We start from the raw sequence: 14,626 nt of genomic DNA on the forward strand, positions 1-14,626 counted from the left end.
GTGGCGTTCCTCCCGCCCTCGACCAACGACCGCTACCGGGGCAGTCCGGCCGCGGCGTGGTTCCTGGGCCTGGCGGCCGTTCTCACGCTCGGGCCGGGGCTGATCCACAGCTTCGCGCCCGACGGCGGCATGGTCAGCATCGCGCGGCTCGACGTCGGCGATCAGGCGGCGCTGGCGCGCAGCCTCTTTGCCTGGGAGGGCGCCACGCAGATCGCCTTCGGCCTCGGCCTCCTGGCGGTGGCGCTGCGCTATCGTCCCCTGGTGCCGCTGTTCCTGGCGCTGGTCATCGTCGAGCGCGCGCTGATGAGCCTGCAGGCCTGGGTCCTGCTCCCGGGCGCGCACCATCCGCCCGAACACTACGCGAGCCCGGTCACCGTCGCGCTGGCGCTGGGTTTTCTGGTGCTGTCGCTCCGCCCCAAGCAAGCCTAGCGCGACTTGCCGGCGTAGTAAGCGACCGCCGCCTGAGCCGCGCGGTCGTAGGCCTCGAGCTCCGGCTCGTAGACCGACGCCGCGCCGCCGTCGCGAGCGGTCAGGAAGTACTTCGCGTAGTGCGCATAGGCCTCGCGACACAGCCGGTCCCGCTCGGCGTCGCCGTAGTTCGACACGAAGCTCCTGTGGTTCTCCCACATGTAGCCCACGCAGGCCGTCTCGCGCGCCAGCCAGTCCAAGCGGCCGCCGTGCTCATCGCTGATCCGCTTGGCCACGCTGATACGCTCCTGCGCCACCGGGACGGAGAATCCGCCGTCCCGGACGTCCTTTTCGATCTGCTCCGCCTGGCTGATCAGGTCGGCCACGTCCTCGGGCGGCAGGCTGTCCTTCATCTGCGCCGCTTGCGTACGCAGTTGCCGGGCGAGGTCGAGCATCTTCTGTGGCGTGTCCTGCGCCTGGGCCGCCGGAGCGGCGAGGAGCGTCAGGGCGACGGCGAGATGCAGGAAGCGCATCTGGGGATCTCACTCTCTTGGGTGTCGGAATCGGCAGCCGAAAGCGGCCGCCCGCTCTTCTACGCGAGAATGCGGAGCGCGGACGCCATGGCCAAGCTGAAATCCGCGCGGGCTAGAACCCCTCGCCCGGCTTCGTCCGGATGTTGAGCTGGCCGGCCAACCCCGCCTTCCGGTGATGCTCGATGGCGTGCATGGCCGGCGACATGGCCATGTTTCGGAAGGCTTCCAGCGAGGGATACTCGGCCAGGGCCACGGCGTCCCAGAGCTCTTCCACATCACCCAACAGCAGGCCCGTGACGCGGCCTGAGTAGCGGATCTTGCCGCCCAAGCCCTCCACGAGCTTGCGCACCTCCTCGCCGTAACGGGCATAGGCCTCGGAACCCGTGAGGTGACCGTCCGACCCGTCCTCATATTCGGCGTTCGCCTTGAACCGCAGCAGGTTGACCATCACGAACGGCCCGTCTTCGGGCGCCCCGAAGAATTCCATGACCTGCTCCGGCCCGGGGAAGACCGCGTTTTCCACCTTCATCGGCCGCTCCTTGCGATGACGCCGTCGATCACGTCCACGATCTCGTCGGGGCTGTCCTCCTGCAGGAAGTGGCCCCCGCTCAGGGTGACGTGCGGCTGGCCCTTGGCGCCCGGCACGCGGGTCTGGAAGGGCGCCTCGCCGCCTCGCGTGATGGCGTCGCCGTCGCTGAAGGCGGTGACGAACGGCTTCTCGAACCGCTCCAGCACCTGCCAGGCCGCCAGGTTCTCGGCCACCGACGCGTGCTCCGCGGTCACCGGCACCAGGGTCGGGAACTGGCGGGCGCCCTCCTTGTAGGTCTCGTCCGGGAACGGCGCGTCGTAGGCGGCGACCTCGGCCTCCGAGAGTGTCCTTGCACTGCCGCCGTTCAGCAGGACGCCGATCGGCATCATGGGGACATTCTGGCTGAACTCGAGCCACGCCTTGAAGCCGTCGGTCATGCCGCCGCCCACCGGCAGACCGGTGTTCCCGACCACCACGCCGGCGAACAGGCCCGGATAGGCCGCCACCAAGCGCAGCCCGATCAGCCCGCCCCAGTCCTGGCAGAAGAGCGTGATGTCGCTAAGGCCCAGGCCGGTGAGCCACTGGCTCATCCAGTCCACATGGCGCTGGTAGGTGTAGTCGGTTCGCTTCGACGGCTTGTCCGAGCGACCGAAGCCCACGAGGTCGGGCGCGATCACCCGCCGTCCCCTGGCGACCAGCCCCTTGATGATGTGTCGGTAGAGATAGGCCCAGGAGGGCTCGCCGTGCATCAGCAGCACCACGGCCCCGTCGCGCGGCCCCTCGTCGACGTAGTGGATGCGCAAGGGCGTGCCATCGGCGTCGCGGACCTCGGCGTATCGCGGCGCATAGGGCCAGTCGGCCAGCCCCTCGAACCGCGCGTCCGGCGTGCGCAACACTTCCATTCCCCACCTCCCTGAATGATAGTGACACTATGCGTGTCATTACCTATCCCCGTCAACGTCGGCGTCGCCCCTCGACAGCCGCCCGCGACCTGGGCGAGATGGAGGCATGACGGTGGTCCAACTCAAGCCCCAGCCCGAGATCGCGGACGGACGCCGCCGCCGCGGCATGGACAACCGCGCCCGGATCGTCGCGGCGATGATCGAGATGGTCCGCGACGATGAGATCGCCCCCAGCGCCGAACGGGTGGCCGCGCGGGCCGACGTCGGTCTGCGGACCGTGTTCCGGCACTTCCAGGACATGGACAGCCTCTATCGCGAGATGTCCCTGGTCATCGAAGGCGAGATCCGCGCGATCGTGGACCAACCGCTGACTTCAAAGGCCGGGCCCGAGCGGGTCGTCGAACTGATCGACCGCCGCGCGCGCTGCTTCGAGACCATCGCCCCTTTCCGGCGCGCCGCCGAAGCGTTCCGTCACCGCTCCAAGTTCCTGGGCTCGGACTATGCGCGCCTCGTCGTCCAGCTCCGCGCCATCCTCGAGCGCGAGCTGCCGCCCGAAGCCGCGCGCGACCCTCTCAAGCTCGAGGCGCTGGACCTGCTGCTCTCCTTCGAGGCCTGGGCCCGGCTGCGGCGCGACCAGGGGCTGTCGGTCGAGCGCGCCCGGGCCGTGCTCGAGGCGGCGACCCGGCGCATCATCGGCTAAGCCCGGAACCGGCCGGCGCCCCGGCGATTGACTCCGCGAGGAGATCGCCATGTTCACACCTGAAGTCTTTTTCGGCCTGGGCGCCCTCGCCCTCCTGGCCGCCCTGGTCTGGGGCATCACCCAGTACAAGCGCCGCAACCGGGCCAATGATCCCGTCAGTGAGGCGGCGACGCGGGCGGAGTACGATCGTCCGGATAGCTACGAACGCGAAGAGCAGACGTTCCGCGACCAGGTTCGGCCGTCCTAGGCGGCTCAAGCCTCCAGCTCGATGTCCCAGTAGAGGTAGTCGAGCCAGCTTTCGTGCAGGTGGTGCGGCGGGAATTTGCGCCCGCGATCCTGCAGCTCATGGGCGCTCGGGCGGCGGGGCTTCATGCGTGGATGCATGTGCGCCTCGTGCGGAGTGCGGCCGCCCTTGGTGAGATTGCAGCGCGCGCAGGCGGTGACGATATTCTCCCACGTCGTGCGCCCACCCCGAGAGCGGGGAATCACATGGTCGAACGTCAGCTCGTCCGTGGTGGTGCAGTACTGACAGGTGAAGCTGTCGCGCAGGAACAGGTTGAAGCGGGTGAAGGCAGGGGGCCGGTCCTGGGCCACATAGCTCTTCAGCGACACCACGCTGGGCAGCTTCATCGCGAACGAGGGGGAGTGGACTTCCTGGTCGTAGGTGGAGACGACGTCCACGCGGTCGAGGAAGACCGCCTTGATCACTTCCTGCCACGGCCAGAGCGACAGGGGATAGTAGGAGAGCGGCCGGAAGTCTGCGTTGAGCACGAGACAGGGCCATCCGGAAGGTGGGGCCTTAAGCACCTGCATTGCAGGGCCTCCCGGAGCCGGTTCTCCGTGTGCGCCTGAAGGCGCTTATGACGGTCGACGTGGAACTGAAGACAGCACCTCAGCAACTGGAATCGACGTGACTAAGGAAAAATATAGGCCCGATTCGGAGACAACTCTACGACGGGAAAGGCCTGTCGGGCGCTGATCGCCTCGCCCTGTCTTCGAGAGGGCGAGGCTTCAGACGGCGCGGCTCATTTAGGCGCCGAGGCCCGCCGTCGAGAGGGCGGCGAAGAGGCCGAGGGCCAGCAGGAACACCGGGGCGATCCGGTCGAAGACGCGTTCGAAGCGCGAGAGGGTCATGACACACACCTTGAGTTTAAGTTCGAACCCCGGGGGAGCGGGGCTGTCCGTTCGGACAATCGGTAGATAGCAAAGATCTGAACACTGCACAGATCAGCGTTTTCACCGGACCGTTATGCGTTTGTGCACGGCGTCTGGATGCGGGCCGGCCACGCAAAAGGGGCCCGCTAGGGGGCCCCTCCGTCAGTTTCGACGTCTAGACGGGGAGGTCTAGGCTCCCAGGCTCACCGTCGCCACGGCCGCAGTGAGGCCGAGGAAGAGCAGGAACACCGGGGTGACACGGTCGAAGAACCGTTCAAACTTCGCGAGAGACATGACACACACCTTTCAGTTGGAACCCCAGGGGAGTGGGGCGCTTTTCTATTTGAACAACGCTCAGATAGGACTCCATCTGATCGTCGTCAAGATATCTGTACAGCGCTTAGATATGAAATTATGGTAAGGTCCATGAGCCAGCCGAAGAGCGCCGCCGAGCCCCGTCCATACCACCACGGCGACTTGCGCCGCGCGCTCGTGGACGCCGCCCGCAGGTTGCTCGAGGCCGAGGGCCCCAGCGCGCTCTCCCTTCGGGCGGTGGCGCGCGAGGCCGGGGTCAGCCCCGCCGCGCCCTATCATCACTTCAAGGACAAGTCCGAGCTGATGGAGGCGGTGGCCCAGGAAGGCTGGGACACGCTGAACGCCCAGATGGCCGAGGCCAAGGCGCGCGACACCGGCCCGCACCAACTGACCGCGCTCGGCATCACCTACGTCTGCTTCGCCCGCGAAAACCCGGCCCTTTACCGCGTCATGTACGACATGGTGCGGGAGAAGGAGGGTCTGCCCGTGGACGTGCAAGACAACAAGGACAGCGCCTACTGCATGGTGCGCGACACCATGGTCGAGCAAGGCGCCGATCCGGCCGAGGGGACGCACCTGGAGCTCGCCACCATCGCCGCCTGGTGCGGCGCGCACGGCCTGGCCGAGATGGCCGGCTTCAAACAGTTCGAGCCCCTCAAGGAGGCCCTAGGCGGCGAACGCCCCTTCCTCGACGCCGTGCTCAGCCACATGGGCCTGTTCGCGCCGCGGCACACGGGCTGCTAAAGGCTCGCGGGTGTTCGTCACCCGCTTCGCACCCTCCCCCACGGGATATCTGCACAAGGGCCATGCCTTCTCGGCGTTGACCGCCTTCGAGGCGGCGCGCGCCGCAGGCGGCCGGTTCATCCTGCGCATCGAGGACATCGACGCCACGCGCTGCCGCCCGGAGTTCGAGGCGGCGATCTACCAGGATCTCGCTTGGCTCGGCCTCGAGTGGGAGCAGCCTGTGCGCCGCCAGTCCGAACACCTCGAAGACTATCAGGCCGCCCTCTCGCGCCTCGAGGCCGACGGGATGCTCTACCGCTGCTTCCGCACCCGCAAGGAGGTGGCCGAGGCCATGGCGTCGGCGCCGCATGGACAGATGGAGGTGTTCCGCGGCGGGCCCCTGCCCCGTGGCGAGGAGATGCGCCGCCTGGCCGCCGGCGAGCCTTTTGCCTGGCGGCTGTCGCTGGACGCCGCGGCCCGCAAGCTGGGCGGCTTCGGCGGACTGTCCTTCGTGGAGGGCGAGGTCGAGATGACGGCCAAGCCCGAGCTCGGCGGCGACGTGATCCTGGCGCGGAAGGACGTGGGTGTCGCCTACCACCTCGCCGTCACGGTGGACGACGCGCTGCAGGGGATCACCCACGTGATCCGCGGCTGCGACCTCTTCGAGGCGACGCATGTCCAGCGCCTGCTGCAGGCGCTGCTTGGCCTGCCGACGCCGGCCTACCGCCACCACGACCTGCTGCTCGGCCCCGACGGCAAGCGCTTCGCTAAACGCGACCGCTCGGAAACCCTGCAAGCCTTGCGGGAAGGCGGCATGAGCTCGGGCGAGCTTCGCGGGGAACTCGGCTTTGACTGACGCCGCCGCCCCGACCGCCGGGCCCTCCCGCGGAGTGGCCCTGGCCGTGCTGGTGCTGGGCGCCTGCATCATCGGGCTGGCCGCGATCCTGGTGCGCCTGAGTGACGCTGGTCCGACCGCGACTGGGGTCTGGCGCCTGGTCTTCGCCGCGCCGCTGCTGGCGGTGATGGCCGCGCGGACCGGCGGCTTCGGCGGCGCCCCGTCGAAGTGGGCCTTGCTTGCCGGCTTGTTCTTCGCCCTCGACCTCGGGTTCTGGCATTACGGCATCCAGTACACCTCGGTGGCCAACGCCACGGTGCTCACCAACCTGACGCCGGTGGTGGTCACCGCCTTCGCCTGGATCTTCCTGCGCCAGCGGCCGCGTGCGCTGTTCCTGGCCGCCGTCGCCGCCGCGGTCGCGGGCGCCTCGATGATGGCGATCGAGAAGACGGGCGGGACGCCGCGCAACCAGCCGCTGGGCGACACCCTCTCGCTGATCACGGCGGTCTGGTACGCGCTCTACTTCCTGACCATGGCCGAGGGCCGCAAGGCTGAGACCGCCAGCCGCCTGATGTTCTGGGCCAGCGTCACCGGCGCGCCGCTGCTGCTGGCCGCGGCCGTCATGCTTGGCGAGCGACTGGTCCCGGCGACGACTGCCGGCTGGGCCGCCTGCGTCGGACTGGGCCTGATGCACGTGGCCGGGCAGGGCTCCATCGCCTGGGCCATGGGCCGGCTGCCGACGCCCACGGCCTCGGTCGTCGTGCTGGTCCAACCGGTGGTGGCCGCGATCCTGGGCTACGTGCTCTTCGCGGAGGCCATCGGCCCGCTGCAGGGCCTGGGCGCCGCGGTGGCACTGGGCGGCATCGTCCTGGCGCAATGGGCGTCTCGGAAGTCGGCTAGCTGAGCCCCCAGGCCGCTCGCGCCGTCTCGATGCGTTCGAGCTTGGCGTGGAAGGCCGTCCAGTCGTCGCGCTGGTCGATGTCGGCCCAGATCGCCTCGATCTGGTCGATCAGCAGTTCCTCGGGCTCGGCCTGCGCGAAATAGGGCTGCGAGAGGCGCTCCGGCCGCTCGGCCTCATAGCCTGCGAGCCGCCGCCGGAAGTCGGCGAAATCCTCGCCTGCATAGAGTGCTGTCCGAGGTCCAGCCAGCGCCCGGTCCTCGCGTCCACCGAACCAGTCGAAGAAGAACGGCTCCCATCGCAGGGCGTCGCCACCCTCGGCCATGGCTCCGAACGCCGCCTGCACGAGCTGGGCGTCCTCCTCGTCGGAGCGCGGCCGCACGCCCAGGCGGGCCAGCATCGCCGCCATCAGCTCGCGGCGATAGGCCGGTCCGAACCCGTTCAGCGCGTCGACCAGCGGATCGCTCTCGGTCACCAGGCTCAGGCAGCCCGCGAGCTGCTGCAGGTTCCAGAACACCGCTTCGGGCTGGCGGCCGAAGCTGTAGAGCCCCGCGTGGTCGAAATAGGCCGCCACGAAGTTCGGGTCCGACTTCGGCAGGAAACGGTAGGGCCCGTAGTCGAAGCTCTCGCCGGTGATGTTCATGTTGTCGGTGTTGAGCACGCCGTGGACGAAACCCGCCGCCATCCAGCGCGCGGTCAGGCGGGCCGCCTTACCGGCGACCGCTTGGAGGAGCGCCGCCGGTTGGTCATTCGCACCTTCCAGCTCGGGATAGTAGAGGCCGACGACGTGGTCGACGAGCTGGCCGACGCGATCCTTCGCCTCGAAGTAGGCGTGCCGCTGGAACGTGCCGAACCGGACGTGGCTGTGCGACAGGCGCACCAGGACCGCCGAGCGCGTGGGGCTGGGCTCGTCGCCACGCTCCAGCGCCTCCCCGGTCTCGACGAGCGAGAAGGAACGCGATGTGGGGACGCCCAGCGCCTCCAGCATCGCGGTGGCCAGAACCTCTCGCACGCCACCCTTCAGCGTCAGCCGACCATCGCCCTGCCGCGACCAGGGCGTCTGGCCTGAGCCCTTCGTACCGAGGTCGAGGAGCCGATCGGTCCCCGCCTCGCGGAGTTGGGCGAAGAGGAAGCCGCGACCGTCGCCGAGCTCGGGATTGTAAACGCGGAACTGGTGGCCGTGGTAGCGCTGGGCCACGGGCGGATCGATGTTGCCGGGCAGCGGCCGGAAGCGGCCGAAGTGGCTTAGCCACTCTTCGTCGCTCAGCGTGTCCAAGCCGACGGTCGCGGCGGCGCGGTCGTTGCGGTAGCGCAGGATCGTGGCGGGAAAGTCGGCCGCCTCCACCGGATCGCCGAACTCGCGGCCCAGGGCCGGGAACTGCGGATCGGGGCGGTAGGTCGGCGAGACGGGCATCGCGATCAGCTAACCGCCGACGCCCGGTCCGGCTAGCGGATTCCGAGGAAGCCCAGCACGGCCAGGACGACGACCACCAGGCCGACGAGGTAGATGATGCTGTTCATCAGCGAGCTCTCCGGGTCAGGTCCCTCGACAGGGGCGACTAACGCGGGTTCTCGCCGACCTGTTCCCGTCTAGCCGATCCGCACGCCCATCCCGCCGTCCACAGGGAGCACCGCGCCGGTGATGAACTTCGCCTCGTCGGAGGCCAGGAACAGGGCCGCATATGCGGTGTCCCACGCCGTGCCCATCTTGCCGCCCAGGGGGACGCGGGCGTCGCGCTCGGCGCGCACCTCGGCCTGGCTGCGGCCGCTCGCGCCAGCGATGCCGGCCACGGCCATGGGCGTGTCCATGAGCCCTGGCTGGATGGCGTTGCAGCGGATGCCGTAGCGGGCCTGGCTTTGGGCCGTGGAGGTGGTCAGGCGGTTCACTGCCGCCTTGGAAACCTCGTAGGCGACCTGGATCCCTCCCGCCCTCGCCGCGAGCGACGAGACGTTGACGATGGCCCCCGAGCCCTGTTCGCGCATAACACCCAGGACGGCCTTGGTGACCAGCCACATTCCCTTGAGGTTCACCGACAGGATGCGGTCGAACGCCGCCTCGTCGATCTTGTGCACCGGTCCGTCGCCGCCGCCGATGCCGACGTTGTTGGCCAGGATGTCGATCCGGCCGAGGCGCGCCATCGCCTCGGTCACGATGGCCGCCGCGTCGGCCGCGCGGGTGACGTCGGCCTGCAGGGCGAAGGCCTCGTCGCCCGCCTCGCGGATCAGCGCCGCCGTCTCCTCCGCCCGCTCGCCGACCCGGTCGACGCACAGCACCCGCGCCCCTTCGCGGGCGAACAGGATCGCCATGGCTCGCCCGTTGCCCACCGTGTCGCCAGGCGTCTGGCCCGCGCCGACGACGACGGCCGCCTTGCCCTCCAGCCTGCCCGCCACCTCAGTAGCCCTTCAGTTCGGGATCGAGGGTCTGGCCCTTGTCCAGCTGTACGCCGAAGGTGTTCAGGATCATCGAGACCTGGGTGTACTGGCCGGTGGTGAAGACCACGTCCATGCACTGCTTCTGGGTGAAATGCTTGCCCAGCTCGGCCCAGGTCGCGTCGCTGACGAAGTAGTCCTTGTGCAGTTCGTCGGTCGCGCGGATCAGGGCCGCGTCCGCCGCGCTCCAGCCGGCGTCGGCGCCGCGCTTGATCGCCTCGATCTCGGCCTCCGTCAGCCCCGAGTTCAGGCCGATCCGCGTGTGCTGGGTGAACTCGTAGCCCGACTTGCAGAGGTAGCCCACGCGCAGGATCACGATCTCCCGCTCGCGCGCCGGCAGGTCGTTGCGCCGCGACAGCACATAGCCGCCCCAATCGTTGAACCGCTTCAGGGCCTTGGGCGCGTGCGCCAGGGTGCGGAAGATGTTCAGCACGCCCATGGTCCCATTGCGCACCGGCTCCAGCGCTTCGGACTGTTCTGGCGTCAGCTCGGAATCCTGCAGCGGCGCGACGCGGGGCTTGGACAGTCTCATGGCGTTTCCTCGAACATCCGGTCTGTTTCCGCCGCACCTTAGAGGCGCGGCCCGATTTCGCTAGAGCGGCCGCGTCGCGGTTGTTACCCAGGCCCCATGGCCACGCGTTCGACGCTGGAATTCCTGAAGACCGAGACCGGCTCCGGGCTGCTGCTGGGGGCCGCCGCATTGCTCGCCATCGTCTGGGCGAACTCGCCGTGGGCCGGCGCCTACGCGGCCATCACCGACCACCCCATCGCCATCCAGTTCGGTCCGTTCGCCGAGCAGATGAGCGTGGCGAAGTGGGTGAAGACGGCGCTGATGCCGATCTTCTTCTTCGTCGTCGGCCTGGAGATCAAGCACGAGATCCTCCGGGGCGAGCTCTCCAACCCGCGCCGCCTGGCCCTGCCCGTCCTGGCGGCCGTGGGCGGCGTCGTCGTGCCCGCCCTGCTCTATGTCGCCGTCAACGGCCTGCGCGGCGGGCATCTGCAAGGCTGGCCGATCCCTACCGCCACCGACATCGCCTTTGCGCTCGCGGCGCTGGCGGTCGCCGGCCCGCGCCTGCCGCCGACGCTGCGGACCTTCCTGCTCACCCTGGCCATCGCCGACGACCTGGTCGCCGTGGTCCTGATCGCGGTGTTGTTCACCGCCGAACTTCAGTTCCCGATGCTGGCCGGCGCGGCCGTGACGTTGGCGGTGCTGGCGGCCATGGGCCGCTGGCGAGCTGCGCCCTACTCCTTCTGGGCGGTGGGCGGCCTGCTGCTGTGGGGCTTCACCCTGAAGTCGGGGGTCAACACCTCGCTGGCCGGTGTGGCGGCCGCGTTGTGCATGCCGTTGGGTCCGAAGCGGCCGGGCGGCCAGGGCGTGCTGCAGGAGACCATGCAGGCCCTGCACCCCTATGTGGCGTTCTTCATCCTGCCGGCCTTCGCCTTCATGGCGGCCGGCTTCCCACTTGCCGGTGAGGCGGGCGGCGCGATCTTCGGCACGGTGAGCCTTGGCGTGGCGGCGGGTCTGTTCTTCGGCAAGCAGGTCGGCGTCTTCGGAGCCGCCGCGCTGGCCATCGGCCTGAAGTGGGCGCGCAGGCCGACCGGCGCCAAGTGGCTGGAACTGTACGGCGTCTCGGCGCTCTGTGGCGTCGGCTTCACCATGAGCCTGTTCATCGGCGCGCTGGCCTTCCCCGCGGCCGATGCGTTTGACGAGGCCCAGGTGCGCGCCGGCGTGGTGCTGGGCTCGCTGGCCTCGGCGCTGCTGGGCGTCACACTGCTCTCGATCAGCGCCGCCCGCCGGGGCCGTGAGGCGGCGCCCTAGGGCCTGCGTCCTGCGCACAATGGGCTTGCCGCCCGCGCGGAGTTGGCGTCCGGTAGCCCGGCTAACGGCGGCATGAGGGGCGGTACGATGACGACCTTTCGACTCAACGGCCGACAGGTCTCGGTCCAGGCGCCGGACGACGCGCCGTTGCTCTGGGCGATCCGCGACGAGATCGGCCTGACCGGCACGAAGTTCGGTTGCGGCATCGGCGCCTGTGGGGCGTGTACGGTGCATGTGGACGGCGACGCGGTGCGTTCGTGCGTCACGCCGGTCGGCGCGGTGGCGGGTCGCGCGGTCACCACCATCGAGGGCCTGGATCCCAAGGGACAGCATCCGCTGCAGACGGCCTGGATCGAGGCCCAGGCGCCGCAGTGCGGCTACTGCCAGTCGGGCCAGATCATGCAGGCCGCCGCCCTCCTGAAGGCGACGCCGCATCCGACCGACGCCGAGATCGACGCGACCATGACCGGTAACCTCTGCCGCTGCATGGCCTACATCCGCATCAAGCGCGCCATCAAGGCCGCCGCCGCCAAGGGAGTGAAGGCATGAACGCCATCGACCTCTCGCGCCGCAGCTTCCTGGTCAGCGTCACGGCCGCCGGCGCCGCATTCACCCTCGCGGCCCCGGTCCAGGCGGCCGGCGCCTATGAGCCGACGATCTGGTATTCCATCGACCGTGACGGCGTGATCACCGTCCATGTGATCCGGGCCGAGATGGGCCAGCACGTGGGCACCGCCATCGCCCGCATCGTAGCCGACGAACTCGAGGCCGACTGGTCGAAGGTGCGCATCGACCATGTCGACAGCGACCCGAAGTGGGGGCTGATGGTCACCGGCGGCTCCTGGTCCGTCTGGCAGAGCTATCCGCTCTACAGTCAGGCCGGCGCGGCGGGCCGCATCGCACTGATCGAGGCCGGCGCCAAGCTGCTGGGCGCGACGCCTGCCGACTGCGTGGCCCGCGGCGGCGCGGTGGTGGCCGGCAAGCGCTCGGTCTCGTACGGCGAGATCGTCGCCAAGGGCGACCTCAGCCGCAAGTTCACCGCCGAGGAGTTGGCGAAGCTGCCGGTCAAGAAGGCCGCCGACCACAGGATCGTCGGGAAGCCGGGCCAAGCCTGGGACATCCCCGCCAAGACCAACGGCCAGGCCAGGTACGGCCTCGACGCCAAGGTCCCCGGGATGGTCTACGCCCGGCCCAGGCTGCCGCCCACCCGCTACGGCTCGGTGGTCAAGGCCATCGACGAGACCGAGGCGAAGAAGGTCCCGGGCTACATTCGCGCCATCGCCCTGGACGACCCGTCGGGCACGGCGCCCGGCTGGGTCATGGTCTATGCCGACAGTTTCATCGCCGCCGATCGGGCGGCCGAGGCGCTGAAGGTCACCTGGACGCCGGGGGACACCGCCAAGGTGTCCGAGGCCGACCTGCAGGCCCGCGCCAAGGCCCTGATCGCGGACAAGACCACGAGCGCGCAGGTGGTCGAGGACCCCGGCGTCGAAGCCGCGTTCGCCGGCGCCAAGTCCACGCTGGAACGCACCTACACCACCGCCACCGCCCTCCATTTCCAGATGGAGCCCGTCAACGCCCTGGCCTTCGAGAAGGACGGGATGTTCGAGATCCACACCGGCAACCAGTGGCAATCGCTGGTGCTGCCTTGGCTCGCCAAGGCGCTCGACCGCAAGGAAGAGACCATCGTCCTGCGCACCTACATGCTGGGCGGCGGCTTCGGTCGGCGGCTGAACGGCGACTATGCGGTGCCGGCGGCGCTGGCCTCCAAGGCGATCGGCGGCAAGCCGGTGAAGATGGTCTGCACCCGGGCCGACGACACGCGGTTCGACAGCCCCCGCTCGCCTTCGGTGCAGACGCTGCGGATGGCGTTCGGGGAGGCGGGCCGGGTGACGGCTATGGACCACGCCGCCTGCGCCGGCTGGCCCACCAAGGCCATGGCCCCGTTCTTCATGCCCAAGGGCAAGAACGGCCAGGCCTACGACCCGTTCGCCATCGCCGGCGCCGACCACTGGTACAACGTAGGCGCCCAGCGGGTGCGGGCCATCGAGAACGACCTGGCCAACCGCGCCTTCCGACCGGGGTGGCTGCGCTCGGTCGGGCCGGGATGGACCAACTGGGCGCTGGAGAGCTTCCTGGACGAGGCGGCGCTGGCCGCCGGCGTCGACCCGCTGGCCTTCCGCCTGCGGATGCTGGACGCCACGGGCCGGAACGCGGGGTCCGCGCCCAACGCCGTGGGCGGGGCGAAACGCCAGGCGGCGGTGTTGAAGCGGGCCGCCGACAAGGCGGGCTGGGGTACGCCCCTGCCGAAGAACACCGGACTGGGGCTGGCGACCAGCTTCGGCCAGGAGCGCGACATGCCGACCTGGGTCGCCTGCGCGGCCCGCGTGGCGGTCGACCCCGCCAGCGGGGCAGTCAAGGTGGAGAAGCTGACCCTGGTCGCCGACGCCGGCATCATCGTCCATCCGGACGGCGCCCTGGCGCAGATGGAAGGCGCGGCGCTGTGGGGCATGAGCCTGGCGCTGTTCGAGGGATCCGCCTTCGAGAACGGCGAGGTGAAGGACACCAACCTCGACACCTATTCGCCGCTGCGGATGGGCGACGTACCCGATGTGGAGGTGGAGTTCATCGCCAGCGGCGAGGCGCCCGTGGGCCTGGGCGAGCCGGCGACCACGGTGGTGGGGCCCGCCATTGGCAACGCCATCTTCCGGGCTGTGGGCGCGCGCGTCCGCGACCTGCCGATCCGACCTGAGGCGGTGAAGGCCGCGATCAAGGCGTAGGGTCGGCGCGCCCTTCGCGGGGTTCGGGGAGAGGACAGAGGACGGCGCCGCGCCTCAAGGGTCGCAAGGCGCCGCCTCAATCGCATCGCCCCTAGAGCTGGGCCAGCATGTAGTCGGCCGACGAGACCTTGAACTCGCCGCCCTGCTCGACGTTGAGCTCGCTCACCACCCCGTCCTTGACGATCATCGAGTAGCGCTGCGAGCGCTTGCCCAGGCCGAACTTCGAGCCGTCCATTTCCAGGCCGACGGCCTCGGTGAAGGCGCCGTTGCCGTCGCCCAGCATCACGATGTCGTCGCCCACCGCCTGATCCTCGGCCCAGGCGCGCATCACGAAGGCGTCGTTCACCGACAGGCAGGCGATCTCGTCGACGCCCTTGGCCTTCAGGTCGGGCGCATGTTGCTTGAAGCCCGGCAGGTGCTTGGCCGAACAGGTGGGCGTGAAGGCGCCCGGCACCGCGAACAGGGCCACGGTCTTGCCCTTGAAGAAGTCCTCGCTCTGGATCGGCTTCGGCCCTTCGGCGGTCGCCTGCGTCAGGGTCACGTTCGGCAGCTTGTCGCCCACTTTGATCGTCATCGGGGGTCTCCTCGTCTGGGGTAGG

General features: G+C 69.4%; 17 protein-coding genes. 9 read left to right on the plus strand and 8 right to left on the minus strand.

Translation table 11 applies throughout. The features are described from left to right. Window positions 1-429 carry a hypothetical protein gene (locus ACODSY_RS22025; protein ID WP_488954034.1) on the plus strand — a complete coding sequence of 143 codons (429 nt, stop codon included), beginning with the start codon at window positions 1-3 and terminating at the stop codon, window positions 427-429. Here ACODSY_RS22025 and ACODSY_RS22030 read toward each other — a convergent pair. The 3 genes from ACODSY_RS22030 to ACODSY_RS22040 all read right to left on the minus strand — a co-directional run bounded on the left by ACODSY_RS22030 (window position 426) and on the right by ACODSY_RS22040 (window position 2,372). After that, window positions 426-941, minus strand: a complete 516-nt coding sequence (locus ACODSY_RS22030) for a hypothetical protein (RefSeq protein ID WP_488954035.1) — start codon at window positions 939-941, stop codon at window positions 426-428. The genes ACODSY_RS22025 and ACODSY_RS22030 overlap by 4 nt on opposite strands. A gap of 112 nt (window positions 942-1,053) precedes the next feature. Continuing rightward, window positions 1,054-1,470 carry a DUF1330 domain-containing protein gene (locus tag ACODSY_RS22035; protein ID WP_488954036.1) on the minus strand — a complete coding sequence of 139 codons (417 nt, stop codon included), beginning with the start codon at window positions 1,468-1,470 and terminating at the stop codon, window positions 1,054-1,056. Continuing rightward, a complete protein-coding gene (locus tag ACODSY_RS22040; RefSeq protein ID WP_488954037.1) occupies window positions 1,467-2,372 on the minus strand; it encodes a haloalkane dehalogenase in 906 nt (301 codons plus the stop codon). Before ACODSY_RS22040 ends, ACODSY_RS22035 begins: the two co-directional genes overlap by 4 nt. Window positions 2,373-2,478: 106 nt before the next feature. Here ACODSY_RS22040 and ACODSY_RS22045 point away from each other — a divergent pair, with 106 nt between their 5' ends. Both ACODSY_RS22045 and ACODSY_RS22050 read left to right on the plus strand, forming a co-directional pair. Next, window positions 2,479-3,072: a TetR/AcrR family transcriptional regulator gene (locus ACODSY_RS22045; protein WP_488954038.1), complete on the plus strand. Its 594-nt coding sequence runs from the start codon at window positions 2,479-2,481 to the stop codon at window positions 3,070-3,072. 49 nt (window positions 3,073-3,121) lie between these two features. Beyond that, window positions 3,122-3,319 (plus strand): hypothetical protein, encoded by a 198-nt coding sequence (locus tag ACODSY_RS22050; RefSeq protein WP_488954039.1) that lies wholly within the window; start codon window positions 3,122-3,124, stop codon window positions 3,317-3,319. Between the two features lie 5 nt (window positions 3,320-3,324). Here the strand turns inward: ACODSY_RS22050 and ACODSY_RS22055 are convergent, their stop codons facing one another. Next, window positions 3,325-3,885, minus strand: coding sequence for an HNH endonuclease (locus ACODSY_RS22055; RefSeq protein WP_488954040.1), 561 nt, complete (start codon window positions 3,883-3,885; stop codon window positions 3,325-3,327). Window positions 3,886-4,653: 768 nt separating this feature from the next. Here ACODSY_RS22055 and ACODSY_RS22060 point away from each other — a divergent pair. From ACODSY_RS22060 to ACODSY_RS22070, 3 genes are read left to right on the plus strand one after another with little or no spacing between them, the layout of a single operon-like run. Then, complete coding sequence (locus ACODSY_RS22060; protein ID WP_488954041.1) at window positions 4,654-5,286, plus strand: TetR/AcrR family transcriptional regulator; 633 nt, start codon at window positions 4,654-4,656, stop codon at window positions 5,284-5,286. A 10-nt stretch (window positions 5,287-5,296) separates the two neighbouring features. Continuing rightward, window positions 5,297-6,121, plus strand: coding sequence for a tRNA glutamyl-Q(34) synthetase GluQRS (gluQRS, locus tag ACODSY_RS22065; RefSeq protein ID WP_488954042.1), 825 nt, complete (start codon window positions 5,297-5,299; stop codon window positions 6,119-6,121). Next, window positions 6,114-7,004 carry a DMT family transporter gene (locus ACODSY_RS22070; RefSeq protein ID WP_488954043.1) on the plus strand — a complete coding sequence of 297 codons (891 nt, stop codon included), beginning with the start codon at window positions 6,114-6,116 and terminating at the stop codon, window positions 7,002-7,004. The genes gluQRS and ACODSY_RS22070 overlap by 8 nt, the downstream gene beginning before the upstream one ends. On the opposite strand, the gene ACODSY_RS22075 is transcribed toward ACODSY_RS22070, so the two are convergent. The 3 genes from ACODSY_RS22075 to ACODSY_RS22085 form a co-directional block, all read right to left on the minus strand. Further along, entirely contained in the window at window positions 6,997-8,412 is a 1,416-nt protein-coding gene (locus ACODSY_RS22075; protein ID WP_488954044.1) for a protein adenylyltransferase SelO, read from the minus strand. The two genes, ACODSY_RS22070 and ACODSY_RS22075, sit on opposite strands and share 8 nt — an antisense overlap. 176 nt (window positions 8,413-8,588) lie before the next feature. Continuing rightward, window positions 8,589-9,389, minus strand: coding sequence for an SDR family NAD(P)-dependent oxidoreductase (locus ACODSY_RS22080; protein WP_488954045.1), 801 nt, complete (start codon window positions 9,387-9,389; stop codon window positions 8,589-8,591). 1 nt (window position 9,390) lies between these two features. After that, a complete protein-coding gene (locus ACODSY_RS22085) occupies window positions 9,391-9,960 on the minus strand; it encodes a carboxymuconolactone decarboxylase family protein (protein ID WP_488954046.1) in 570 nt (189 codons plus the stop codon). 96 nt (window positions 9,961-10,056) lie between these two features. Between ACODSY_RS22085 and nhaA the strand changes: the two genes are divergently transcribed. The 3 genes from nhaA (at window position 10,057) to ACODSY_RS22100 (ending at window position 14,027) form a co-directional block, all read left to right on the plus strand. After that, window positions 10,057-11,247 carry a Na+/H+ antiporter NhaA gene (gene nhaA, locus ACODSY_RS22090; RefSeq protein WP_488954047.1) on the plus strand — a complete coding sequence of 397 codons (1,191 nt, stop codon included), beginning with the start codon at window positions 10,057-10,059 and terminating at the stop codon, window positions 11,245-11,247. Between the two features lie 87 nt (window positions 11,248-11,334). After that, the gene (locus ACODSY_RS22095; RefSeq protein WP_488954048.1) at window positions 11,335-11,796 is read left to right on the plus strand and encodes a (2Fe-2S)-binding protein; all 462 of its coding nucleotides are present in this window, start codon (window positions 11,335-11,337) and stop codon (window positions 11,794-11,796) included. Continuing rightward, window positions 11,793-14,027: a xanthine dehydrogenase family protein molybdopterin-binding subunit gene (locus ACODSY_RS22100; protein WP_488954049.1), complete on the plus strand. Its 2,235-nt coding sequence runs from the start codon at window positions 11,793-11,795 to the stop codon at window positions 14,025-14,027. Before ACODSY_RS22095 ends, ACODSY_RS22100 begins: the two co-directional genes overlap by 4 nt. A gap of 91 nt (window positions 14,028-14,118) precedes the next feature. Here ACODSY_RS22100 and ACODSY_RS22105 read toward each other — a convergent pair whose 3' ends face one another. Continuing rightward, window positions 14,119-14,601, minus strand: coding sequence for a peroxiredoxin (locus ACODSY_RS22105; protein WP_488954050.1), 483 nt, complete (start codon window positions 14,599-14,601; stop codon window positions 14,119-14,121). Window positions 14,602-14,626 lie beyond the last annotated feature (25 nt).

The sequence above is a fragment of the Phenylobacterium sp. FG114 genome, assembly GCF_057809855.1.